General features: G+C 40.4%; 23 protein-coding genes. 22 read left to right on the forward strand and 1 reads right to left on the reverse strand.

All coding sequences use genetic code 11. The features are described from left to right. Window positions 1-122: 122 nt before the first annotated feature. From LDK52_RS15825 to LDK52_RS15930, 22 genes are all read left to right on the forward strand, one after another. Window positions 123-1,106, forward strand: a complete 984-nt coding sequence (locus LDK52_RS15825) for an ABC transporter substrate-binding protein (protein WP_277586911.1) — start codon at window positions 123-125, stop codon at window positions 1,104-1,106. Then, complete coding sequence (locus LDK52_RS15830; protein WP_277586912.1) at window positions 1,099-2,094, forward strand: FecCD family ABC transporter permease; 996 nt, start codon at window positions 1,099-1,101, stop codon at window positions 2,092-2,094. Before LDK52_RS15825 ends, LDK52_RS15830 begins: the two co-directional genes overlap by 8 nt. Window positions 2,095-2,097: 3 nt before the next feature. Beyond that, window positions 2,098-3,570 (forward strand): adenosylcobinamide amidohydrolase, encoded by a 1,473-nt coding sequence (locus LDK52_RS15835; protein WP_277586913.1) that lies wholly within the window; start codon window positions 2,098-2,100, stop codon window positions 3,568-3,570. After that, window positions 3,570-4,529, forward strand: a complete 960-nt coding sequence (gene cbiB / locus LDK52_RS15840; protein WP_277586914.1) for an adenosylcobinamide-phosphate synthase CbiB — start codon at window positions 3,570-3,572, stop codon at window positions 4,527-4,529. Before LDK52_RS15835 ends, cbiB begins: the two co-directional genes overlap by 1 nt. Continuing rightward, a complete protein-coding gene (locus LDK52_RS15845; protein WP_277586915.1) occupies window positions 4,516-5,592 on the forward strand; it encodes a pyridoxal phosphate-dependent aminotransferase in 1,077 nt (358 codons plus the stop codon). The genes cbiB and LDK52_RS15845 overlap by 14 nt, the downstream gene beginning before the upstream one ends. After that, entirely contained in the window at window positions 5,565-6,095 is a 531-nt protein-coding gene (locus LDK52_RS15850; protein WP_277586916.1) for a bifunctional adenosylcobinamide kinase/adenosylcobinamide-phosphate guanylyltransferase, read from the forward strand. The genes LDK52_RS15845 and LDK52_RS15850 overlap by 28 nt, the downstream gene beginning before the upstream one ends. A gap of 9 nt (window positions 6,096-6,104) precedes the next feature. Continuing rightward, a complete protein-coding gene (locus LDK52_RS15855) occupies window positions 6,105-6,935 on the forward strand; it encodes a cobyric acid synthase (RefSeq protein WP_277586917.1) in 831 nt (276 codons plus the stop codon). Continuing rightward, window positions 6,932-7,681 (forward strand): adenosylcobinamide-GDP ribazoletransferase, encoded by a 750-nt coding sequence (gene cobS, locus LDK52_RS15860; protein ID WP_277586918.1) that lies wholly within the window; start codon window positions 6,932-6,934, stop codon window positions 7,679-7,681. The genes LDK52_RS15855 and cobS overlap by 4 nt, the downstream gene beginning before the upstream one ends. Next, on the forward strand, window positions 7,651-8,250 hold the full coding sequence (locus LDK52_RS15865) for a histidine phosphatase family protein (RefSeq protein ID WP_277586919.1): 600 nt from the start codon (window positions 7,651-7,653) through the stop codon (window positions 8,248-8,250). Before cobS ends, LDK52_RS15865 begins: the two co-directional genes overlap by 31 nt. Then, the gene (locus LDK52_RS15870; RefSeq protein ID WP_277586920.1) at window positions 8,202-8,603 is read left to right on the forward strand and encodes a bifunctional adenosylcobinamide kinase/adenosylcobinamide-phosphate guanylyltransferase; all 402 of its coding nucleotides are present in this window, start codon (window positions 8,202-8,204) and stop codon (window positions 8,601-8,603) included. Before LDK52_RS15865 ends, LDK52_RS15870 begins: the two co-directional genes overlap by 49 nt. Then, complete coding sequence (locus LDK52_RS15875; protein ID WP_277586921.1) at window positions 8,587-9,177, forward strand: cob(I)yrinic acid a,c-diamide adenosyltransferase; 591 nt, start codon at window positions 8,587-8,589, stop codon at window positions 9,175-9,177. The genes LDK52_RS15870 and LDK52_RS15875 overlap by 17 nt, the downstream gene beginning before the upstream one ends. Window positions 9,178-9,181: 4 nt before the next feature. Further along, window positions 9,182-9,664 carry an ECF transporter S component gene (locus LDK52_RS15880; protein ID WP_277586922.1) on the forward strand — a complete coding sequence of 161 codons (483 nt, stop codon included), beginning with the start codon at window positions 9,182-9,184 and terminating at the stop codon, window positions 9,662-9,664. Beyond that, window positions 9,657-10,319, forward strand: a complete 663-nt coding sequence (locus LDK52_RS15885; RefSeq protein ID WP_277586923.1) for a hypothetical protein — start codon at window positions 9,657-9,659, stop codon at window positions 10,317-10,319. Before LDK52_RS15880 ends, LDK52_RS15885 begins: the two co-directional genes overlap by 8 nt. Before the next feature lie 1,852 nt (window positions 10,320-12,171). Then, on the forward strand, window positions 12,172-14,328 hold the full coding sequence (locus LDK52_RS15890; protein WP_277586924.1) for a (Fe-S)-binding protein: 2,157 nt from the start codon (window positions 12,172-12,174) through the stop codon (window positions 14,326-14,328). Window positions 14,329-14,485: 157 nt separating this feature from the next. Beyond that, a complete protein-coding gene (locus LDK52_RS15895; protein WP_277586925.1) occupies window positions 14,486-15,694 on the forward strand; it encodes an acetyl-CoA C-acetyltransferase in 1,209 nt (402 codons plus the stop codon). Continuing rightward, a complete protein-coding gene (locus LDK52_RS15900; protein WP_277586926.1) occupies window positions 15,691-16,542 on the forward strand; it encodes a 3-hydroxybutyryl-CoA dehydrogenase in 852 nt (283 codons plus the stop codon). Before LDK52_RS15895 ends, LDK52_RS15900 begins: the two co-directional genes overlap by 4 nt. Window positions 16,543-16,556: 14 nt before the next feature. After that, window positions 16,557-17,693 carry an acyl-CoA dehydrogenase gene (locus LDK52_RS15905; protein WP_277586927.1) on the forward strand — a complete coding sequence of 379 codons (1,137 nt, stop codon included), beginning with the start codon at window positions 16,557-16,559 and terminating at the stop codon, window positions 17,691-17,693. Window positions 17,694-17,860: 167 nt separating this feature from the next. Further along, complete coding sequence (locus LDK52_RS15910; RefSeq protein ID WP_277586928.1) at window positions 17,861-19,000, forward strand: acyl-CoA dehydrogenase; 1,140 nt, start codon at window positions 17,861-17,863, stop codon at window positions 18,998-19,000. A gap of 9 nt (window positions 19,001-19,009) precedes the next feature. After that, the gene (locus LDK52_RS15915; protein ID WP_277586933.1) at window positions 19,010-19,627 is read left to right on the forward strand and encodes a TetR/AcrR family transcriptional regulator; all 618 of its coding nucleotides are present in this window, start codon (window positions 19,010-19,012) and stop codon (window positions 19,625-19,627) included. A gap of 41 nt (window positions 19,628-19,668) precedes the next feature. Continuing rightward, window positions 19,669-22,926 (forward strand): fused isobutyryl-CoA mutase/GTPase IcmF, encoded by a 3,258-nt coding sequence (icmF, locus tag LDK52_RS15920; RefSeq protein WP_277586929.1) that lies wholly within the window; start codon window positions 19,669-19,671, stop codon window positions 22,924-22,926. A gap of 342 nt (window positions 22,927-23,268) precedes the next feature. Next, window positions 23,269-23,802 carry a DNA-directed RNA polymerase subunit delta gene (gene rpoE / locus LDK52_RS15925; RefSeq protein ID WP_277586930.1) on the forward strand — a complete coding sequence of 178 codons (534 nt, stop codon included), beginning with the start codon at window positions 23,269-23,271 and terminating at the stop codon, window positions 23,800-23,802. A 220-nt stretch (window positions 23,803-24,022) separates the two neighbouring features. Continuing rightward, window positions 24,023-25,618 carry a CTP synthase gene (locus tag LDK52_RS15930; protein WP_277586931.1) on the forward strand — a complete coding sequence of 532 codons (1,596 nt, stop codon included), beginning with the start codon at window positions 24,023-24,025 and terminating at the stop codon, window positions 25,616-25,618. A gap of 288 nt (window positions 25,619-25,906) precedes the next feature. Here LDK52_RS15930 and LDK52_RS15935 read toward each other — a convergent pair whose 3' ends face one another. Further along, window positions 25,907-25,993, reverse strand: a complete 87-nt coding sequence (locus LDK52_RS15935; protein WP_407081798.1) for an IS3 family transposase — start codon at window positions 25,991-25,993, stop codon at window positions 25,907-25,909. Between the last annotated feature and the right edge of the window lie 10 nt (window positions 25,994-26,003).

Here is a 26,003-nt window from a genome sequence, read left to right on the forward strand (position 1 = left end):
ACCTACGAGGATAGGTTTGGTGTAGATCTGATTCGTTGTTACTTCGTGCAGATTTATACCTATCTATCTCTCATCTAAAGGATGGGAGATTTTTTATTGGCTTAATTTAGGAGGAATGTAAAATGAAGAAATTTTGGCAATTATGGATGACATCCGCTTTAGCAGTACTGTTGCTAGTAGGATGTGGACAAGAAGAGGTAAAACCTGCAAAAAATAATGACAATACGCAACAAGAAGTGACAGTAGATGAGCAAGTTTCAGATGAAACGACTTTCCCAATAACAATGACCGATGCGGTCGGTGAAGAAATTACATTGGAAGAAGCACCAAAAACGATTGTTTCTATGCAACCAAGTAATACAGAAATTTTATTTGCACTTGATTTAAATGAAGAAATCGTTGGTGTAAATGATTATGATAATTATCCAGAGGAAGCGCTTGAAAAAGAGAAAATCGGTGGAGTGGAGTTCAGTGTAGAGAAAATCGTAGCAATGAATCCGGATATCGTATTTGCGCATGAGTCTGCCCTAGGTATGGGAGAAGCTGGAATACAACAAATTCGTGATGCTGGAGTGAAAGTATACGTTGTAAAAAATGCAATGGACTTCAATGAAACATATACAACTATTGAGGAAATTGGCCGTGCTACTGGAAAATTAGCAGAGGCACAAAAAATTGTCGAAGATATGAAAGTAAAAGTAGAAGAAGTGAAAGAGAAAGTTGCAAATGTAGAAACGAAGAAAACGGTATTCGTTGAAACTTCGGATGTTCCGCAAATTTATACACCTGGTAAAGGGACGTTTATGCAAGAAATTTTAGATATAGTGAATGCTGAAAATATTGCAGCAGATCAAGAAGGCTGGTTTATAATGGAGCCTGAAGAAATTGTTAAACGTAACCCGGATGTAATTATAGTGATGTATAACTATGTTGAAGGTATTGTAGAAAGCGTGAAAGCTCGTGATGGGTTTGATTCGATTACAGCTGTGAAAAACAATGAAGTTGTCCAAGTAGATGAAAACTTAACAAGTCGTACAGGTCCACGTCTAGCAGAAGGATTAGAAGAAGTAGCGAAAGCAATTTATCCAGAGGCTTTTAGTGAATAAAACATTGATCGGCTACATCTTGTCCATCATTGCGCTTTTCGTTGCAATTTGGCTTGGTGTATCGGTCGGATCCGTCAAGGTACCGATCAGCACATTATGGGATACGGGAGCAGATGCAATCGCGACCAATATCGTTTGGAAGATTCGCATGCCACGTGTAGTGCTTGCTGGGCTAGTTGGTGCATCACTAGCCATTGCTGGTGCTGCATTTCAAGGGTTATTAAAAAATCCGCTTGCAGATCCTTATACGTTAGGAGTGTCGTCCGGTGCCTCAGTTGGTGCCGTGGCTACGCTCTTTTTCGGTATTTCGGTGCCATTTTTAGGAATATATACATTGCCGGTTTTCAGTATGATCGGGGCTTTAGTTACGATGCTACTTGTTATTTCATTTGCCAAGCTAGTCGATCGCTCGATGAAAATGGAAACTATTATTTTAACTGGTATTATATTTAGTTCTTTTTTAGGTTCTGTCATTTCATTAATGATTGCGCTGACAGGAGAAGAATTAAGGCAAATCATTGGTTGGCTCCTCGGAAGTGTGTCGATGCGCGGATGGAGTTTTGTACAAATGGCACTACCATTTATCATTATAGGTACATTATTATTATGGTTAAACAGAAGAGAGTTAAATGCGATGTTGTTTGGGGAAGAACGTGCAATGCATTTAGGGGTCAACGTGAAAAAACGCAAAATGATGATTTTAATAGGTGGCTCCATGCTGACGGGGACGGCAGTTGCGGTATCAGGAACGATTGGATTTGTAGGACTTGTCGTTCCGCATATGACAAGACTGTTATTTGGTTCCGACAATCGTCATGTGTTACCGCTTAGCTTTATAAATGGAGCGGCGTTATTAATCGTATGTGATCTAGTGTCTCGCACGATTATTTCACCAACAGAGTTGCCGATTGGTGTAATAACGGCATTTATAGGCGCACCAGTCTTTGCATTTATTTTCTTTAGACAACGAAAAAAAGGAGGCATTTAACCTATGTTACGAGTGGAAAATGTATCGGGTGGCTATGATCGTAAAATAATCGTTAAAAACGTCTCCTTTGAAGTTGAAAAAGGTGAAATGCTTGGGATTCTTGGTCCAAATGGCAGCGGGAAATCGACGTTGCTAAAAGTAATAAGCGGAATTTTACATATGGAGACCGGGAATGTCTTTATCGAAGGAAAGCCGGTAAAATCATATTCATCTAAAGAGCTTGCAAAAAAAATGGCAGTATTACCACAATTACATAGTCATGCATTTTCCCATTCTGTCAGAGATACGATTGCACTTGGTCGCTATCCCCATCAAAGCGGATTGTTTTCTTCGTGGTCAAATGAAGATGAAGCGGCTGTTGTCGAAGCGATGAAACTAACAGCGATGGAAAGATACGAACATCAAATGCTGGATCTATTGTCTGGTGGCGAACAGCAACGCGTTTTTGTTGCCCAAGCACTTGCACAACAAGCACCTTTACTGCTACTGGATGAACCGACTAACCATCTAGATATTGCACATCAAAAACAATTGCTCGATACGATTAAAACACAGGCGATTGAAAAAGGCATCACAATTATTAGCGTATTTCATGATATAAATCTTGCATCATTATACTGCGATCGTCTGCTTTTAATGGAACAAGGAGAGGTAAAAGTCATAGGCGCACCGCATGAAGTCGTGAAGAAAGATCAAATCGAAAGGGTGTACAAAGCTCGTATCAGCACAAATCCCCACCCAGAACGCCCGAAGCCTCAAATTACAATTCTTCCGGATGTAAATGAAAAACGAAATGAAATGCTAATCACAGCAGCCAATTTTCAAGTTTCGGCTGATTTAGTTATTTTTCAAGCAGAAACCCAACTTAAAACATGGTCCTCCGCAGTAATCAACGCTGGAAGTGGATGGTACAAAAACTTCGTTAATAGAAGAGTGGATGCTAGCTATGCATGCGATAATGTACAAGAAGAAATGCTTGTATACTTGGCGCACCGCGGATTTTCCGAAACGGATACAGTTGGAATGATGACCGCAGTTAAAACAACAGATGCTGTCATTAAAGAATATGACACACCTTTTGGGAGCATCGTCATTATGGTTACCGCAGGAGTAGGGAACGCTGTCGACGTATCTAGAGCATATGAAGTAGAGATGCTTCCTGCAATTGGAACCATTAATACATGGATCATTGTCAACGGTGAACTTTCTGACGAAGCTTTTATTCAATCGGTGATCACAGCAACTGAAGCGAAAACGAAAGCACTCGCATTTGAGCAAGTGAAGGATCCACGTACGGGAACGATTGCAACCGGTACATCAACCGATAGTGTCCTAATAGCAGCAACACAAAAAGGGACACATATTCCATACGCAGGTCCAATCACGGAAATAGGGAAGAAAATCGGATTTGGTGTGTATGAATGTACAGTGGAAGCCATTCAAGTCTACAAAAAAGCTAAAGGTTGGGAATTATAATGGGTCCGCATATAATAGCTATAGCGATTGGCTTAATACTAGACCGAATAATTGGCGATCCACCAAGTTGGCCCCATCCCGTTAGATTTATCGGGACACTCATCTCAAAGCTGACATCCTGGTTGAATAAAGGAAAAGCGCGCAAGGCAAAAGGGTTTTTACTCGTTATTATTGTCGTCGGAATAACTTTCTCCGCCACAGTAGCAATTCTAATAGGTGCCTATTCTGTTCATATTTGGATTGGAATTACAGTAGAAAGTATCCTCATCGCATCGGGGCTTGCACAGAAAAGTTTAAAAGCAGCAGCGATGGATGTGTACAAACCATTAATAGCAAAAAATTTACCGTCCGCAAGACAAAAACTTTCATGGATTGTCGGCCGCGATACAGATAAATTAGATGAACAAGAAATTACACGTGGCGTCGTGGAAACAGTATCTGAAAATATTAGTGACGGAATAACGGCTCCACTTTTTTATGCATTTGTATTCGCTGGCGCTCCAGCACTTTGGGTCTATAAAGCGATCAATACGCTCGATTCCATGGTCGGTTACAAAAATGAAAAATACGAGGACTTCGGATATGCAGCAGCAAAGTTAGATGACATTGCAAACTATATTCCGAGTCGATTGACGGGCTATATCATCATGCTATGGGGCAAGAAGGAAAGCGAATTGCCTTTTAGCAAACGGATGAAAGGCTGGTGGCAGGATGCCAAAAAACATCCAAGTCCAAATAGTGGCTATTTGGAAGCTGCGACTGCTTATCAGCTAGGCATTCAACTTGGCGGCACGAATACATATAAAGGGATTGTTTCTGATCGTGCACGTATGGGCATTGGAGAAGTTCCATTATCGCCAACCCATATACTAAGCACTATTTCTCATTTGAATACAGCTGTAGTTCTGTTTTGGCTGTGGATGATGGTCATTGGAGGGATTTTATTTGGCATTACCTAATCACGGGGCGAATGCCCATCATGTATATGAACGACTTGGGATTAGAATGCCTGAAACGGTAATTGACTATAGTGAAAATGTGAATCCGTTAGGGCCACCAGCGTTTGTATTTAAACAATGGTCAACATATGCACAGCTTATTACAAAATATCCAGATCCATTGGGAGAACCGTTTTTATCAGCAACAGCTAAATATCACGATATTTCGATTGAAAATGTGATTGTTGGGAATGGCGCAGCGGAAATATTCGCAAGTCTGGCAAAACGTTATGAAAATAAACGTGCAGTACTGATTCATCCAACTTTTTCAGAATATGAAGCAACCCTTTCAGCTTACAATGTGTACATAAAAGAAATAATCGCAACTGGGAAACTCCCTTTGGACGAAGTGCTCGATGAAGTAGAGTTTGCGGAAGTAATTTACATATGCAGACCAAATAATCCGACTGGGTATTTAATTCCATTAGAAGAAATTATTCAAATTGCAAAATATGCGAAGATATATAAATGTGAAGTCATTTTAGATGAAGCATTTCTTGATTTTATTGATGAAAAAGAATCATTTATCTCATATTTAAAAGATTTTCCAAACGTTATTGTCGTACGTTCGATGACGAAAATGTACGCTATTCCTGGCATTAGACTTGGATACGCGCTGGCAAGTAAACAAATTGTTAACGATATACGTTCAAGAATGCCACATTGGAATAGCAATGCGATCGCGACGACAGTTGGAGCAGCATGTTTGCTGGAGGAAGACTACCGCATGCAAGCAATCGCTTTCGCAAAAGAAATGCGTGAACACATGACGATATTTCTAGAGAAGTGGAACTGTATTGTATTACCATCTGTGACTAATTTTATCTGTTTTCAATTACCTGTACCTGCTAGTTCGAGGGAGTTTTTCGAGTATTTATTAGCAAAAGGGTGCGTACTCCGCCATACAGAAAACTTCAAAGGATTAGACGGCAAATGGTTTCGAGTGGGAATGAAAGAAAGGTCTCAATTGGACTATTTGCAAAAGGAGATGACCGCATGGTTCGTGGAAAACTTATCTTCATAACGGGCGGTGTGCGCAGCGGAAAAAGTAGTTTCGCGGAACATTACTTAATGAGCGAGCAGGCAAAGCGAAATGTGTATATCGCTTCTGGCGTTGCAGTAGATAGCGAAATGAAAGAGCGCATACAAAGGCATCAACACGACCGTGAAAACTACCTAGTTGAGTGGGTGACAATCGAGCAACCGCGTCATTTTGAGCAAATAGTTCCAGGGATCCAACAAGATGACGGCATTCTATGGGATTGTGTCACCACCTGGCTAGCCAATGAACTGTACGAAGGTCAAATGGAGGAAGTAGAAGAGCAACTATATGTGGCAATTGATCAGTTATTAGAAAAAGCTAAATTAGTGGTCATTGTATCAAACGAAGTGCTCGATGAACCCATCTCAAATTATGAATATACAGCTCTTTATCAAGCGTGGATAGGGCGAATCCATCAAAAGCTTGTTGCTAAGGCTGATTACGTCTTTGAAATGGAATATGGTTTAAGTCATCAGTGGAAATGAGGGAGTTAGATGAAGGGCTTAATGGTGCAAGGTACTGCTTCAAATGTCGGGAAAAGTTTGGTATGTACAGCTATTTGCCGACTCCTCGCGAATGAAAGGAAGCAAGTGGCCCCTTTTAAATCGCAAAACATGTCGGGCTTAAGTATTCATACAGAAGATGGGTTGGAAATAAGCGTTTCACAATCTTTGCAAGCAAGGGCAGCAAGAACTCCTTATTTACGAGAAATGAATCCGATATTATTGAAACCTACCGGGTATATGGAGTCAGATATAATTATTTTAGGGAAAAAGTTGGATAGAATGAGTGGCATGCACTACCGAGAGCAATTTTTTGAAAAAGGGCAAGAACTTATTAAAAATAGTTTAAGTAAACTGTCTGCCTCGTATGAATATTTGATATTAGAAGGGGCGGGAAGTCCTGTAGAAGTAAATTTACGTGACCGTGAGTTAGTGAATATGCGTGTTGCTGATTTAGCAGATGCTCCAGTAATATTAGTAGCTAATATCGAGTTCGGCGGAGTGTTTGCATCCATCGTTGGTACGCTTGCACTGCTGCCTGAAGCGCAACGAGCGCGAGTAAAAGGGATTATTATCAACAAGTTTCAGGGCGATATTTCTTTATTTCAAGACGGAATCGATTTCATCGAAACGTACACAGGAATAGACGTGCTAGGGGTTATCCCTTATTTTGCAAATGAATTTGAGGAAGAAGACGGCGAAGAAAATAGCGGTAAAAGTGCTTCTGATGAACAAATTAACGAATGGGCCAACCATTTTAAAAAGCATGTAATATGGGAAAAAATCATAAGTCTATTAACGAACGATGCGGTGAAAAAATGAGTAGCATTTTGCTAGCACTTCAATTTTTTACGGTCATTCCAGTAAATAAAAACTTGCCGATGGAAAAGCGTTCAATTACAGGGATGTACAGTATTTTTCCTTTTATAGGGGCAGGCATTGGTGCAATAGCTTGTTTAGTACTCTACTTTGACTGGAGTGCCCTGATGACGGCGTTTTGTATCGTACTTGTAGGAGTTGTCCTTTCTGGCGGCCTTCATATGGATGGATTTATCGATACTTCGGATGCATTTTTTTCCTATAAAGATCGATTAAAGCGATTCGAAATACTAGACGATCCGCGAGTCGGTGCTTTTGGTGTGATGGCAGTTGTATTTTTAGTCATTGGTAAAGTAATAATTGTAGCTGAGGTTATATCAGCAGAATCGTTTCATTGGATTTTTGTCATGCTAATTCCCTTTTTCTCAAGAGCTACACTAGTTCTGTTATTTTCAATAACGAATACCGCGAAAACGAGCGGGCTTGCTTACTATTTCAAGGGAAAAATGAATGCGAATGTCGTCATAGTTGCAGCCGCCTGTCACTTTTTTATTGGATTAGGTTTAGTAGGTTGGATGACGAATTGGATGATTGCCGTCACTATGGCTGCTATGTTAGTTGCTTTTATTTGTATATTCCGCAGTTGGGTATTGAAAAATTTCGGTGGAGTTACTGGTGATTTGCTTGGTGCAAGTGTGGAATTTTTGGAGGTGGTGCTATGGCTAACCCTTTTATTGTTACTCTCATAAGACATTTGCCAACGCAAGGGAATCGAGACAAAAAGTATATTGGCTGGAGCGACGAACCGATCATACCTGGAATAAAAACGAAAAAAGTTGCGTATGAAACTAATCAAATCATCGGCAGCGATTTAATGCGCTGCAAGCAAACAGCAGCGAAAGTTTTTAATGGGATTCCTTATATAGAAAATGCGAATTTTCGAGAATGCTCCTTTGGTGATTGGGAACAAAAAACATATAATGAATTAAAAGAACAGGCACTATACAGAAAGTGGCTTGATAATCCACGGCAAATAGTCCCTCCAAATGGAGAGTCGATGCAAGCGATGGAAAGCCGGGTGCTACAAGCTTTCTTGGAAACAATCGAAAAGTTAGCGGAACCGATAATCGTTATACATGGCGGACCAATTCGATTTTTATTGACCAAGTATGCAAATATAGAAAAGAGTTTTTGGGATTGGGAAGTGGCTCATGGCTGCATGTTTACATTACAATGGCCCGATAAAAAAGCTGTATTGGAGGGAAAACGATGCACGTCATTTTCGGTGGAGCATTTAATGGAAAACGAGCGTATGTAGAGCAGAGAGTCCGAGGACGCAATGTGCAGTGGCTGGATGTAGAAGCAGACGCATATATTTTATTGCCAAATATAGAAGTGATTGTTGTTTTTGGTGTTGAACATCTGCTAGAACCAAAAAGCAAAGAGTTACTGGAAAAAATGGAAAAGTGGAATGAACAAGCAGAGGTGCTAGTCATTGCAACGGAAATTGGTCGAGGAATTGTACCGATGGAGGAAAATATGCGCAAACTACGGGATGACGTCGGTCGGTTTTATCAACAACTTTTTACGAGGGCAGACAGTGTAACACGAATTTGGTATGGTATTTCACAAACATTAAAGGGAGATGAGCAAATTGAAAATTTACACTAAAACGGGTGACAAGGGACAAACAGGTTTAATCGGGGGAAGAACGGACAAAGACGATATTCGAGTGGAAGCTTACGGAACAATTGATGAATTGAACTCATTTATTGGAAAAGCAGTAACTGAACTAGATCCCACAAAATTTGCAGATGTTTTAGAGGATTTAGAAACGATTCAACATGAGTTATTCGACTGTGGTGGAGATCTTGCAAATGTGTCAAATCGCCGTGTATATAAAATGACGGACGAACCAATTGAAGCAATGGAAAAACGAATCGATCTGCTAGTAGAAGAGGGACCTGTATTAGAACGATTCATCCTACCTGGAGGAACTCCTGCTGCGGCAACGCTTCATATTGCGCGAACGGTTACTAGACGCGCCGAGCGTTTGACTGTGACGTTAACGAAGACGCAGGAAGATGTACCAACAGTAGTACAACGCTATTTAAACCGTTTATCGGATTATTTATTCGCAGCTGCACGCGTAGCAAATGTGAGAGAAAACGTATCGGATGTTGAATACGTGCGCAGTGCAAAAGTTTTTAAAAACGTAGGAAGCGAGAAGAAAGAAGGGGAGTAACCTCATGAAACTTCGATTATTAACACTAGCAGCAATGTTTGCAGCACTGTGTGCAATCGGTGCATTCATTAAGATTCCAGTTGGGATCGGAAGTGCGGCTTTAGATACGGTACCTGCCCTAATTTCAGCATCCTTTCTGCCACCGGTTTATGCGGGAGCAGCATCACTAATTGGTCATTTATCATCCTCTTTATATGCAGGATTTCCGTTAGGACCACTGCATATAATTATTGCTGCTGAAATGTTTGTGATTTTATTCGTTTACACAAAGCTACACAAAGCGGGGCATCACGTTTGGAAATGGATTTTCTTTATCTTCGCAAATAGTGTTCTAGCAACGCTTCCATTTTACTGGATCATTTCACCGGCATTCTTTGCAGCGGCACTTCCAGGTATCACGCTAGCAACTATTTTGAACGCGGCGATTGCAATGATTGTCTCTCCAGTGGTGGAGCGAGTAATGGAACGTGTGAAAACCCATGCGTAATGGCGTTTTATTGCCGAATGGCTTCGTTTTAACGACAGATAACTCCGCAGGCATCGGCGAAAAAAATGACGACGTAGTTTCCACCCCGGACGAAATAGTATCCTATTTCGCGGCAAGAGTCGCATTGCTCGAACAATGGGCAGCTGGTGCAACTCCAGTGTCGATCGTCGTTCATAACTTTTCAGGGGATGGAAGCTGGAGTAAATATGTCGCTGGGATTGACAAGCTATTTAATGAAATTGGAGTGAAATGCCCCGAAATTACCGGCAGCAGTGAGACCAATATGCAAACACTACAGTCGGCAATCGCAGTGACGATGCTAGGTAAAAGAGTAGAAGGAAATCATAAAGAAATCTGCTGGTATGCATATGGCAAGCCAAGTGTCGGCAAAGAGGTCATCACGGATAGTAATAAAATTGCTAATTTGAAAAAAATTAGTGAAGCAATTAATGAGGGGTTAGTGCATCGGGTGTGGCCCGTTGGATCTACCGGAATTAAAGGTGAATGTGATCGACTAGGACTTTGTGGCAATTTAGTTGACTGGGATGTAGAGAAATCAGCAGGACCAGCTACTACTGTTCTACTTGGCATTGATATTTCGAAAGAAAAAGAAGCGAAACTTCATTTTGGTAATTATTTTGAGGCTATCTCTTAAAGAGATGGCTTTTTGTTTTGGAGAAATACAGGAGTGGCGGCCAATTCATAGTTTACTTGCGGTCGATTGTTGAATACTAGCGGTCACGGCTGCTTTACTCGCTCACCATTTGGAAATACTTGCGGAAGGACTATGTTTACTAGCGGCCGCAGTCGATTTACTAGCGGAGTGGATAATTATTCCAAAATGGATACTTTAGTTGAAGGTATAGCTGGAATAGAATGGGTACTCGACGAAGTGGCGACCGATTCATAGTTTACTTGCGGTCGATTGTTGAATACTAGCGGTCACGGTTGCTTTACTCGCTCACCATTTGGAAATACTTGCGGAAGGACTATATTTACTCGCGGTCGCGGTGGATTTACTTGCGGAGTGGGTAATTATTCCAAAATGGATACTTTAGTTGAAGGTATAGCTAGAATAGAATGGGTACTCGACGAGGTGGCGGCCGATTTTTAGTTTACTTGCGGTCGATTGTTGAATACTAGCGGTCACGGTGGATTTACTTGCGGAGTGGGTAATTATTCCAAAATGGATACTTCAGTTGAAGGTATAGCTAGAATAGAATGGGTACTCGACGAGGTGGCGGCCAATTCATAGTTTACTTGCGGTCGATTGTTGAATACTAGCGGTCACGGCTGCTTTACTCGCTCACCATTTAGAAATACTTGCGGAGTGGGTAATTATTCCAAAATGGATACTTTAGTTGAAGGTATAGCTAGAATAGAATGGGTACTCGACGAGGTGGCGGCCGATTTTTAGTTTACTTGCGGTCGATTGTTGAATACTAGCGGTCACGGTGGATTTACTTGCGGAGTGGGTAATTATTCCAAAATGGATACTTCAGTTGAAGGTATAGCTAGAATAGAATGGGTACTCGACGAGGTGGCGGCCGATTCATAGTTTACTTGCGGTCGATTGTTGAATACTAGCGGTCACGGTTGCTTTACTCGCTCACCATTTGGAAATACTTGCGGAAGGACTATATTTACTCGCGGTCGCGGTGGATTTACTTGCGGAGTGGGTAATTATTCCAAAATGGATACTTTAGTTGAAGGTATAGCTAGAATAGAATGGGTACTCGACGAGGTGGCGGCCGATTTTTAGTTTACTTGCGGTCGATTGTTGAATACTAGCGGTCACGGTTGCTTTACTCGCTCACCATTTAGAAATACTTGCGGAAGGACTATGTTTACTAGTGGTCGCGGTGGATTTACTTGCGGAGTGGGTAATTATTCCAAAATGGATACTTCAGTTGAAGGTATAGCTAGAATAGAATGGGTACTCGACGAGGTGGCGGCCAATTCATAGTTTACTTGCGGTCGATTGTTGAATACTAGCGGTCGTGGTTGCTTTACTCGCTCACCATTTGGAAATACTTGCGGAAGGACTATATTTACTAGCGGCCGCAGTCGATTTACTAGCGGAGTGGAAAATTATTCCAAGACTATTTTCCTGAGATGTGGAAACGACTTGGATAGATGGCACTCGCTCTCGTATAACACCGTACCTCTCTCGCATATAGTATATTCTCTCTCGTATAACCCTTGCGCTCTCGTATAGACATGGACCACTCTCGTATAGCACGAGTTCTCTCTCGGATAAGCGGACATCTCTCTCATATAACCATCCAATATCCAAAAAACAGTCCCGCTAACTAATTCAATCAAAAATAACCTCAGCAAACATCCAATTCACAAAAAAAATACAAAATTCACATCAATCCAAATAAATAACTGTTGACTGAATGCTCATTCAGTTTTAATATTGAATTACTTATATATTAGTTTATCAATCTAATGTATTATTCTATTCATAAAATCATTTTACAACTCAGAGGGGGAGAAATAAGATGAATCCATTTTTAATTGCAAACTGGTTACTGTTTATCGCAGTAGTTTTGTACGCTGTAGGATTGTTCGCATATTTGTTGAAAACAAGATATACGTATATCAAACTAGGGAAAAAAGTCGAATTTGAAGATAATGTGAAGGAAAGACTTCGCAAAATATGGGTGTATGTTTTTGGACAAAAGAAATTATTAAAAGATAAGAAGAGTGGAATTATGCATGTAATGTTCTTCTATGGTTTCTTATTAGTCCAAGCAGGTGCAATCGATTTTATTTGGAAAGGGTTAGCGCCAGGTTCTCATATTCCGCTTGGTCCATTATATCCAGCGTTTACTTTCTTCCAAGAAATTGTCACTTTACTTATTTTGGTTGCCGTTGTATGGGCGTTTTACCGTCGATACGTAGAGAAGTTAGTTCGCTTAAAACGCGGCTGGAAAAATGGTTTAGTACTTATTTTCCTAAGTGGGTTAATGCTTTCTGTTTTAATCGGTAATGGGATGGGGATGATTTGGCATGAGCATAGTGCTACTTGGTCAGAGCCAGTTGCTTCCGCTATCGCAACTATTTTTGGCTTCTTATCACCAACCGCTGCAGCAGTTGTTTTCTTTGCTATGTGGTGGGTTCATTTAATTATCCTACTAACATTCTTAGTGTATGTACCACAATCAAAGCATTTCCACTTAATCACTGGGCCGGCAAACGTATACTTCCACCGTTTAGACAAAGTTGGTAGATTACGTCCAATCAATTTTGAGGAAGAGGAAAATGAAGATCCAGAAGCTGAAGAAGAAATGCCTTCGTTCGGGGTAGGTCGTATTCAAGACTTTACGCAAGCACAAATGATCGATTTATACGCATGTGTAGAATGTGGTCGTTGTACGAATATGTGTCCAGCAACTGGAACAGGGAAAATGCTGTCACCAATGGATCTAATCGTGAAGCTTCGTGATCATTTAACATTTACTGGAGCAGTGGAAACGAAGAAAAAACCTTGGGTACCAGCATTAGCTTTCCAAGGAACAAAAGGAAACCAACTTGCGATGGCTGCTGGAGCAGAAGGTGCAATAATTGGAGATATTTATAGCCCGTCTCTAATTGGAGATGTTATTACAGAAGAAGAAATTTGGGCTTGTACAACTTGCCGTAACTGTGAAGATCAATGTCCAGTTATGAACGAGCATGTAGATAAAATTATTGACCTTCGCCGTTACCTAGTAATGACAGAAGGGAAAGTAAACCCAGATGCACAACGCGCAATGACTAACATCGAACGTCAAGGAAATCCATGGGGACTTAACCGAAAAGAAAAGGAAAACTGGAGAGATGCTCGTCCAGATATTCATATTCCTACAGTGAAAGAAGTATCGAAAGCTGGAGAAGAATTTGAATACCTATTCTGGGTTGGTTCGATGGGATCATTCGACAGCCGTTCACAAAAAATTGCTCTATCATTTGCACATTTGATGAACGAAGCAGGAGTGAAATTTGCAATCCTTGGCAATAAAGAAAAGAACTCAGGAGACACACCACGTCGTCTAGGTAATGAGTTTTTATTCCAAGAATTAGCTGGTTCGAATATTTCAGAATTTGAAAAAGCAGGGGTAACGAAGATTGTAACAATCGATCCTCATGCATATAATATCTTTAAAAATGAATATGGTGATTTTGGATGGAACGGAGAAGTGCTCCATCATACAGAAATGCTTTATGACTTAGTACAAGAGGGTCGCTTGAAACCGCAATACGCAGTGGAAGAAACGATTACTTTCCATGATTCCTGCTACTTAGGTCGTTACAATGATGTATACGATGCACCACGTGAAGTATTAAGAGCAATTCCGGGCGTGAAGCTAGTAGAGATGGATCGTAATAGAGAAAATGGTATGTGTTGTGGAGCAGGTGGCGGTCTAATGTGGATGGAAGAGCATGTTGGGAATCGTGTAAACGTAGCTCGTACAGAACAAGCGTTAGAAGTAAATCCAACGATCATATCTTCTGGATGTCCTTACTGCTTAACAATGTTATCAGATGGAACGAAAGCGAAGGAAGTAGAAGAAACAGTTGGCACATATGATATTGCGGAGCTTCTAGAAAAATCGGTATTTGGAGAATTCATTCCTCCGGTGGAAGAGGAAGAATTAGAGCCTATCGTTCAATAATATATTGCTAATAGTCTCATAGTTTCGTAAACTAGTATTAAATAGTGAGGGAGTAATTTTTTACTCCCTCTTTTCTTACTAATGAAATCGAGCGAGCGTTCAGTCGTTTTTTATTTCTGGGAAGTTGAAAGCGCATACAACATGAAGGGGTGTCTATATGACGAAAACAGTTATTTTGGATGGAGCACGTACAGCTTTTGGGAAATTTGGAGGAGCATTAAGTGCTTTAACTGCCTCCGATCTGGGCGGAGTAGCCATTAAAGAAGCACTAAATCGCGCAGGTATTGACCCTGAGCAAGTTGACGAAGTAATTATGGGGACCGTTCTACAAGCAGGGCAAGGGCAAATTCCTTCTCGACAAGCAGCTACGAAAGCAGGAATTCCATGGTCGGTTAAAACAGAAACAATCAATAAAGTATGTGCCTCTGGAATGCGAAGTGTCACACTTGCTGATCAATTAATCCGACTTGGTGACGAGGAGATTATTGTAGCAGGGGGCATGGAATCGATGTCCAACGCTCCTTATTATTTACCAAAAGGTAGATTCGGCTTGCGCATGGGGGATGCGAAGATGGTAGATGGTATGGTTTATGACGGTCTATCTTGTTCATTCCATCCGAAAAATGTTCATATGGGCACTTATGGCAACTCTACGGCAGAAACGTTTGAGTTATCACGTGAAAAACAAGATGCATGGTCGTTTAGAAGCCATGACCTTGCATGGAAGGCAATAGATAATGGGATTTTGGGAGAAGAAATTGTTACGGTTGAAATTCCACAGCGTAAAGGGGAACCAATCATCGTAAACGAAGACGAATCACCTCGTCGCAATACTTCTTTGGAATCGCTAGCTAACCTTAAGCCAGCATTCGGAAAAGAAGGAACAATCACTGCAGGAAACGCACCTGGTATTAATGATGGGGCTTGTGCCATCGTCTTAACGAGTGAGGAAAAAGCGAAATCACTTGGAAAAGAACCACTTGCATACGTTATTGGTCACGCAGAGGTAGCGATTGAACCGGAGAAATTCCCACAAACACCTGGATTAGTCATCAATAAAATACTAGAGAAAACAGGTAAAACGTTAGCGGAAATAGATTTATTCGAAATAAATGAAGCATTTGCAGCAGTTGCATTAGTGAGCAGTCAGCTAGCAGGTTTAGACGAAGAAAAAGTAAATGTAAATGGTGGAGCAGTTGCACTTGGTCATCCAATAGGAGCATCGGGTGCCCGTATTATACTAACGCTTGCGTATGAATTGAAGCGTCGCGGCGGTGGTATCGGTATCGCAGCAATTTGTTCCGGTGGCGGTCAAGGAGATGCCATTATGATCGAAGTTCCAAAAACAGGAGGCAGCAACGCATGAATATCCAAAAAGTATTAGTAATCGGAGCAGGTCAGATGGGATCGGGAATTGCTCAAGTATGTGCCCAAGCAGGATTTGACGTAAAACTAAATGATCGTGAACAACAATTTTACGATCGTGGCATTCAAACTATTACTAAAAACCTTTCACGTAATGTAGAAAAAGGTCGAATGACAGAAGATGAAAAACAATCAGTGCTAAATAAAATCACTATGTCTTTATCCATTGAAGATGCGAACGATGTCGACTTAGTGATTGAAGCAGCAGTCGAAAATATGGAAATAAAACAGTCTATTTTCAAACAATTAGACGAGATTACACCAGCTCATACAATTCTAGCAACTAATACTTCGTCTTTACCAATTACAGAAATTGCTGCTGCGACAAACCGTCCAGAGCAAGTGATCGGTATGCATTTTATGAATCCTGTACCAGTAATGAAATTAGTAGAAATCATTCGTGGACTCGCTACATCTGACGAAGTATACACAGCAATTGAAAAAATGACGACGAAACTAAGCAAAGTTCCTGTAGAAGTAAATGACTTTCCAGGATTTGTCTCTAACCGTATTTTAATGCCAATGATCAACGAAGCAATCTATACATTATACGAGGGTGTTGCAACGAAAGAAGCTATTGATGATGTTATGAAAATGGGGATGAATCACCCAATGGGCCCGCTTCAACTAGCGGACTTTATCGGTTTAGACACCTGCCTCTACATTATGGAAATCTTACATGAAGGATTTGGCGACAGTAAATATCGTCCATGTCCATTGTTACGTAAATATGTGAAAGCTGGATGGCTAGGAAAGAAAACAGGTAGAGGTTTCTACATCTACGAATAAAAGGGGCATATAAGATGGAGCTAAAGTTTACTGAAGAACAACTAATGATGCGCAACATGGTCAGGGATTTTGCAAAAACAGAAATCGAACCTTTTATTGAAAAAATGGAACAAGGGGAGTTCCCACGTGAAATTTTGAAGAAAATGGGTGAGCTCGGCCTAATGGGGATTACGGTTCCAGAACAATATGGTGGCTCAGCAATGGATTTTACAAGCTATGTCATTGCCATTAATGAACTATCAAAAGTGAGTGCTGTAGTAGGGGTCATACTATCCGTTCATACTTCGGTTGGTACGAATCCAATCTTATATTTCGGTACAGAGCAACAAAAAGATAAATACATTCCGAAGCTTGCAACTGGTGAATATTTAGGTGCCTTTTGCTTAACGGAAGCCTCAGCGGGATCTGATGCAGGTGCTTTGAAAACAAAAGCTGTTAAAAAAGATGATCACTATGTATTAAACGGCTCTAAAGTATTTATTACCAATGGTGGAGAAGCAGATGTAAATATTGTTTTTGCATCAACTGATCCGTCCCAGGGTTCAAGAGGTATTACGGCATTTATTGTCGAAAAGGATACACCAGGATTTATCGTTGGAAAAGATGAACGAAAAATGGGTCTCCATGGATCTAGAACAGTAGAGCTTACATTTGATAATATGAAAATCCCTGTGGAAAACAGACTCGGTGAAGAGGGAGAAGGCTTTAAAATTGCCATGGCTAACCTAAACACCGGACGTATCGGGATTGCTACACAAGCACTGGGAATTGCAGAAGCTGCTTTTGAAGCTGCTGTTGGATACGCAAAAGAGCGTGTGCAATTTGGTAAACCAATCGCTGCGAACCAAGGTATTGGATTCAAACTTGCTGACATGGGAACTGCAGTGGAAGCTGCTAGATTACTAGTCTATCGTGCGGCAAGTCTCCGTGAACAAGGACTTTCATGTGGAAAAGAAGCATCGATGGCCAAACTATTTGCCTCGAAAACCGCAGTAGACGTAGCGATTGAAGCAGTGCAAGTATTCGGTGGCTATGGCTACACAGAGGATTACCCAGTAGAACGCTATTTCCGAGATGCAAAAATCACCGAAATTTACGAAGGCACAAGTGAAATCCAACGCATCGTAATTGCAAAGCATTTAACGAATTAAAGCTGGAAATTGATGGATGAACGAGAGCGATTGCGTTCTATCCGAGAGAGATCAGCGGTTATGCGAGAGAGACTGCAAGCCGTACGAGAGACCTCTCTCGCTGCTCCAACAAACAACCAAACCAAGCCAAACCAAACCAAATCAAACCAAAAAAGGCGGGATGAACAATGAATTTCCAACTATCAGAAGAACATGAAATGATTCGTAAAATGGTAAGAGACTTTGCAGAAAACGAAGTAGCGCCAACAGCTGCTGAACGTGATGAAGAGGAACGCTTTGACCGTGAAATTTTCGATAAGATGGCGGAGCTTGGGTTAACAGGAATTCCTTGGCCAGAAGAGTACGGTGGAATTGGGTCCGATTATCTTGCATATTGCATAGCGGTAGAAGAGTTGTCACGTGTTTGTGCGTCAACAGGCGTAACTTTATCTGCACATACATCACTTGCAGGTTGGCCAATTTTCAACTATGGCAATGAAGAACAAAAACAAAAATATCTTCGTCCGATGGCAGAGGGTACTAAAATTGGCGGATATGGTTTGACAGAGCCAAGTGCAGGTTCTGATGCTGGTGGGATGAAAACAAGTGCTAAATTAGATGGGGACCATTATGTATTGAATGGCTCGAAAATCTTTATTACAAATGGTGGAATTGCCGACATTTATGTCGTCTTTGCAGTAACGGATCCTGAATCAAAGCACAAAGGCACGAGTGCATTCATCGTAGAAGCAGATTTCCCAGGGTTCTCTGTTGGTAAAAAAGAGAGAAAGTTAGGAATTCGTTCTTCTCCAACGACTGAAATTATTTTCGATAATTGCCGTATTCCAAAAGAAAATCTTCTTGGGGAAGAGGGCGAAGGTTTCATTATCGCTATGAAAACATTAGATGGTGGGCGTAATGGGATTGCCGCTCAAGCTGTTGGTATTGCACAAGGTGCACTGGACGCATCCGTAACTTATGCAAAAGAACGAGTGCAATTTGGTAAGCCAATCGTTGCAAATCAAGGGGTATCTTTCAAGCTTGCAGATATGGCGACTTCCATCGAAGCATCTCGTTTACTGACGTATCAAGCTGCTTGGTTAGAGTCGAACGGCCATTCATACGGAAAAGAATCTGCGATGGCTAAACTGATGGCTGGAGATACAGCGATGAAGGTAACGACAGAAGCTGTTCAAGTATTTGGTGGATATGGCTATACAAAAGATTATCCAGTAGAACGTTATATGCGTGATGCGAAAATTACGCAAATTTACGAAGGAACACAAGAGATTCAACGACTAGTAATTTCTCGTATGTTAACGAAATAATCGATGATTATGGAAAAGAAACATGAAGTAAGGACGTCGGTCAAAGACGAAAATCTTATTGAAAAAAGACGAAACCAAATGATTCGAGCGGCTGTTACTTTATTCAAAGAAAAAGGGTTTCACCGAGCAACTACCAGAGAAATTGCAAAAGAAGCAGGCTTTAGTATTGGTACCTTGTATGAATATATTCGCACAAAAGAAGACGTACTATATTTGGTTTGTGACAGTATTTACAATGAGGTGCACAACAGACTATCACATATTAATTCAGAAAACGGCACGATAGACGACTTAAAAACAGCTATTCATCACTACTATGAGGTTATTGATGATATGTCAGACGAGTTCGTCGTTATGTATCAAGAATCTAAATCGCTCCCAAAAGGTGCATTGGAATACGTATTAACGAAAGAATTGGAAATGGTCGACATTTTCCATAAAATAATTATTGGCTGCATTCAAGCAGGGGAACTTGAATTGACAGAGGCTCAAGCACATCTATACGCACATACATTAGTCGTCCAAGGACAAATGTGGGCGTTCCGAAGATGGGCGTTGCGCAAGGAATACACGATTAAACAATTCACAGACCTACACATCGATTTATTACTACATGGGATGAAATAAAATAAACACGTTCACTAACACAAACAAGGGGGAATATCAACATGTCTACGGTAGAAGTATATCGTCCAAAAAATCATGTACGATTCGTTACAGCATCGAGCCTTTTCGACGGGCATGATGCATCCATCAATATTATGCGACGCATTTTACAAGCAAGTGGAGCAGAGGTTATCCATTTGGGCCATAATCGCTCAGTAGAAGAGGTAGTAAATGCGGCAATTCAAGAGGATGTACATGGAATCGCCATATCTTCCTATCAAGGAGGACATGTTGAGTATTTTAAATATATGAAAGACTTACTCGTTGAAAGTGGTGCGCCACATATCCGTATTTATGGCGGAGGCGGCGGGGTAATAATTCCGAAAGAAATAAAAGAACTACAAGCATACGGCATTTCCGGCATTTTCTCACCAGAGGATGGTCGTAAATTAGGGTTACAAGGAATGATCAATCAAATGCTTGTGGAATGTGATGTAGCAACAGAAGCTAAAGGTGTAAACGAAGAGATTTCTAACGTGACGACAGAAAATCAAGAAGTTCTTGCTCATTTAATCACCGTAGCGGAAGAAGCGCATCAAACACATAATGACGAAGCAGTTCAAATGCTGAAGCAAGCAAAGCAATTATCCAAAGGCACTCCTGTATTAGGTATTACAGGTACTGGTGGAGCAGGGAAAAGTTCATTAACAGATGAATTAATTCGTCGTTTCCTTCAAGAACTTCCAGATAAAAGAATTGCTGTTATTTCGATTGATCCAACGAAACAAAAAACAGGCGGAGCACTACTAGGTGACCGTATTCGCATGAATGCAATATTCAACAAGCGTGTATTTATGCGAAGTCTAGCTACTCGAGGGTCACGCACAGAATTATCAGGAGCCCTTGCGGATGTACTAGACGTAGTTAGAGTTGCAGGATATGACATGATTATTGTAGAAACAAGTGGAATCGGACAGGGAGACGCGGAAATTGCAAATGTATCGGATGTCTCGATGTATGTAATGACGAGCGAGTTCGGAGCGCCTTCTCAATTAGAGAAAATTGACATGATTGACTATGCAGATTTAATCGTTATCAATAAATTCGAGCGTAAAGGCTCAGAGGACGCACTTCGCCAAGTACAAAAGCAGTATCAACGAAGCCGTGAACTTTGGCATGATGATTTAGATACGATGCCTGTTTATGGAACTATTGCCAGTCAATTTAATGATAAAGGAACCAATTCATTATTTGCCGCACTTGTTGCTACATTAAACGAAAAGGTAGGATCCACTTGGGAAACTTCCTATGACCAATTTGTAAAAACGCAAAAGCAAAACGTCATCATACCGAATGATCGCCGCTACTACTTACGTGAAATTACGGATGCTGTTCGTAGATACCATCACAAGTCAGAAGAACAGGTAGGATTTGCTAGACGACTGTTTCAGCTAGAAGGTGCCATAGAGCAAGTGAAGGAAAAAGCCTCAGATGATGTGCTTATCCAGTCACTCGAGTCATTAGCTACAGGCGTTCGTGAAGAACTGACTGCAGAATCAAAACGTATTCTTGAAAACTGGGCAGCTTTAAAAGAAGCATACGCTGGGGACGAATTTATTACAAAGATTCGAGATAAAGAGATTCGTACCATTCTTCGCACAGAAAGCTTATCGGGAATTAAAATACCGAAAATAGTACTTCCTAAATTCGTAGACTATGGAGAAATTTTACGCTGGGTGTATAAAGAAAATGTACCAGGTTCATTCCCTTATACGGCAGGTGTTTTTCCGTTTAAACGAGAAGGGGAAGACCCAAAACGTCAATTTGCTGGAGAAGGAACGCCTGAACGAACAAATCGACGCTTCCATTATTTGTCGAAAGATGACGATGCGAAACGATTATCTACTGCTTTTGACTCCGTGACGCTATATGGAGAAGATCCTGATCATCGTCCGGATATATATGGAAAAGTTGGGGAATCTGGTGTTAGCATTTGTACATTAGAGGATATGAAGAAATTATATGACGGCTTTGACTTATGTGCACCTTCCACTTCGGTTTCGATGACGATCAACGGTCCGGCACCAATTATTCTAGCAATGTTCATGAATACAGCCATTGATCAGCAGGTGCGTCTAAAGGAAGAAGAACTGGGACGTACGCTTACGGTAGAGGAATTTACAAACGTTAAGGCTACTACGTTACAGGTCGTTCGAGGAACTGTTCAAGCAGATATACTAAAAGAGGATCAAGGTCAAAATACATGTATTTTCTCTACAGAATTTGCACTTCGAATGATGGGAGATATTCAGCAATATTTTATTGAACAAAAGGTTCGTAATTATTATTCTGTGTCTATTTCGGGTTATCATATTGCAGAAGCAGGAGCAAATCCAATTTCGCAGTTAGCATTCACATTATCAAATGGTTTCACTTATGTAGAATACTATTTAAGTCGAGGCATGAATATAGATGACTTTGCACCGAATTTATCGTTCTTCTTCTCGAATGGTCTAGACCCTGAGTATACCGTGATTGGACGCGTTGCTCGTCGTATTTGGGCAGTGGTCATGCGTGATAAATATGGCGCAAATGAACGCAGTCAAAAACTAAAGTATCATGTACAAACGTCCGGTCGAAGCTTACATGCACAAGAAATAGACTTTAACGACATTCGCACTACATTACAAGCATTAATGGCGCTACAGGATAACTGTAACTCGCTTCATACGAATGCTTATGATGAAGCCATTACAACTCCTACAGAAGAATCAGTTCGTCGTGCAATGGCGATTCAAATGATTATTACGAAGGAACATGGACTGTCGAAAAATGAAAATCCTCTACAAGGTGCATTCATCGTCGAAGAAATGACAGACCTAGTAGAAGAAGCAGTTCTAACCGAATTCGATCGTATTAATGATCGTGGTGGAGTGCTCGGTGCAATGGAAACCCAATACCAACGCGGTAAAATTCAAGAAGAATCTATGCACTACGAGATGAAAAAACATACTGGAGAGTTACCTATTATCGGGGTAAATACTTATTTGAATCCTAATCCTGCTTCTGATGAGGACATCAATAATATGGAAATCGCCCGCGCAACAAAAGAAGAAAAAGAAACGCAAATAACGAATCTACGAAATTTTCAACAAAAAAATGCAGCTGGGACTGAAGAAGCCCTTGCAAGCTTAAAGCAAGTTGCTGTTACAGGTGGCAATATTTTTGAAGAGTTAATGACAACTGTTCAACATGCGAGTCTAGGTCAAATTACTCACGCTTTGTACGAAGTAGGAGGACAATACCGTCGAAATATGTAAATAATAGAACCCTGGAAATAAAATTTAGTGTTCCGATGATTTTTGGAACACTTTTTTTCTGTTTTTTTGTATAATATACCTAGTACATAGTAAAGGGGAATTTGGATGAAAAAACCTATTCACTACATTGTCATTATAATTCTCTTATTACTAACTTTTTTTCTATATAACAAACAACTAGCCTCAATTCCACTGCTTTTAATATCGTTATATTTATTTATCCTTGTCGGAACTAAAATTTCTCTTTTCAAAAAGAATAAATGAATGTAGCATATAACATACTTGTGTGTATATAATGAAAAGTATGCAAACGCAAACGAACATAGAAAGGACGTGCACGATTTGAAATTTCGTGAAATGACAATAATACAATTACAAGAAGAATCGTTAATCGATCTATCATTTGCGATTTTAGAAGATAAAAAAAATTCATTAACTTTAAAAGAATTATTTGATGAGATTCAAAATTATAATGGTCTTACAGATGAGGAAATGGCTTCCCGCAAGCCTCAATTCTATACAGATATGAATATTGATGGACGCTTTTTAGCAATTTCAGAAAACCAATGGGGCCTTAGAGAATGGTATCCAGTAGAACAAATTGAAGAAGAATCAGCTCCTACTGTCAAGGTTCGTAAAAAGAAAGATAAAGTAGTAGATGATGAATTAGATGATTTAGATGAGGACGAAATCATATTCGAAGAAGAATTTGATGAGTTTGTTGAAGATGACGACGAGGACGAAGATGAGGACGAACCAGTTATCGGATTTGTCGGTGCAGAAATTGATGAAGTGATTGAAGAAGACTTGATTGATGAAGACGAAGATGAGTTTGAAATCGATGAGGACTTGGACGAGGAAGACGACGAAGAATAATTCTTGACTTATCTTCTTAAACGCTATAAGATTTTATTGGGCTCTTTTTGAAGAGACATAACTTATGTGCATATGCGCTCCCCTGCAATGAGCAGGTGGAGCTTTTTTTTGTTATTGCTCTACTCTTATTTATTTTAATGTTTTAACGCATACTAAAACTAGATTATGTTGCCACTTGAATGTGGTGGCGGACTAGATATTACATTAGGAGGAACACATAATGACTAAATTTATATTTGTTACTGGTGGGGTTGTATCTTCACTTGGTAAAGGGATCACGGCTGCATCACTTGGCCGTTTATTAAAAAATAGAGGTCTAAACGTAACGATCCAAAAATTCGATCCTTACATCAACTTAGATCCTGGAACAATGAGTCCATATCAACACGGAGAGGTTTTCGTAACAGACGATGGCGCAGAAACAGATTTAGATTTAGGTCACTACGAGCGTTTTATCGACATCAATTTGAATAAATACTCGAATATTACAACTGGTAAAGTCTACTCATCTGTTCTAAGAAAAGAGCGCCGTGGAGATTATAATGGTGGAACAGTTCAAGTAATTCCACATATTACAAATGAAATCAAAGATCGTCTATTTTTAGCAGCAAAAGAAACACATGCAGATATTGTTATTACAGAAATCGGTGGAACAGTTGGAGATATCGAATCTCTTCCATTCTTAGAAACAATCCGTCAAATGAAACGTGATGTTGGTAGCGATAACGTAATGTACATTCACTGTACGTTAGTACCATTCATTAAAGCAGCAGGAGAAATGAAAACAAAACCAACTCAGCATAGTGTAAAAGAATTACGTAGTCTAGGTATTCAACCAAATGTAATCGTACTTCGTTCGGAAATGCCGGTTCCTCAGGATATGAAAGATAAAATCGGGCTATTCTGTGATATCAGACCAGAAGAAGTAATTGAATGTATTGATGCCGATTCTTTATATGAAATTCCATTGAATTTACAAGCACAGCATTTAGACCAAATTGTTGTGGATCATTTTAAACTTCAAACGCCTGAAGCAGATATGACAGATTGGATCAGCTTAGTTGACCAAGTAAAATCATTATCGAAAAAAGTGCGTATTGGTTTAGTTGGTAAATACGTAGAACTTCAAGATGCATATATTTCCGTAGTAGAAGCGATGAAACATGCTGGCTACAAATTTGATGCTGACGTAGAAGTGAAATGGGTAAATGCCGAGGAAGTAAATGATGCAAATGTTGCTGAAATCCTTGGTGATGTAGATGGAATCCTTGTTCCTGGTGGATTTGGAGACCGTGGTGTAGAAGGGAAAATTTCCGCTACTAAATTTGCACGTGAAAATAATGTGCCGTTCTTAGGTATTTGTTTAGGTATGCAATTGGCAACAGTTGAATTTGCTCGTTCTATTCTTGAACTTGAAGGGGCACATTCTACAGAGTTAGACCCAACAACTCCACATTCTATAATTGATTTATTGCCAGAGCAAAAAGATGTAGAAGACCTGGGCGGAACACTTCGTTTAGGATTATATCCATGCAAGTTAACACCAGGCTCAAAAGCGCATCAAGCATACGGCGAAGAACTTGTATACGAACGTCATCGCCACCGTTACGAGTTCAACAACGAGTACCGTGAGCAATTCGAAGCAGCAGGATTTGTGTTCTCTGGGACAAGCCCAGATGGTCGTCTAATCGAAATCATCGAGCTTCCAGATCACCCATTCTTCGTAGCTTCCCAGTTCCACCCGGAATTTGTGTCACGTCCACAACGTCCACAACCGTTATTCCGCGACTTCATCAAAGCTTCTGTTGGTGAATAGAAAAGCGGAAGCACCTAATAAGGAAGTCAGTCTAAATTCGCGACATCGTGTCGCAACGACTGACTAACCCACGTCGTGTGGGCCACCAAAAAGCGTTGGAAGAATGATGGTAAAGGCGTACTTTGCCTTTATCCGACATTCTGAAACGACTCGAGGTGCTAGGCGCAGCAGCTAGACAATCTAGAAAAGCGGAAGGTGCCCGTTTATAAGAATATAAAAAGAAGGATTGCTCATGAGATGAACTGAGCCCTATAAAGTAGACAACTTAATAAAAAGAGAGTTTGTAGTTTAGACTGCGATGAGATGGTTTCGGTATGCTTCCGGAGCCATCTTTTTTAAATCCCATTGCTTTCGTTCTGAGTTGTAATAATCTATATAATTTCCT

The organism is Psychrobacillus antarcticus (assembly GCF_029533155.1).
GTDB classification, from domain to species: domain Bacteria; phylum Bacillota; class Bacilli; order Bacillales_A; family Planococcaceae; genus Psychrobacillus; species Psychrobacillus antarcticus.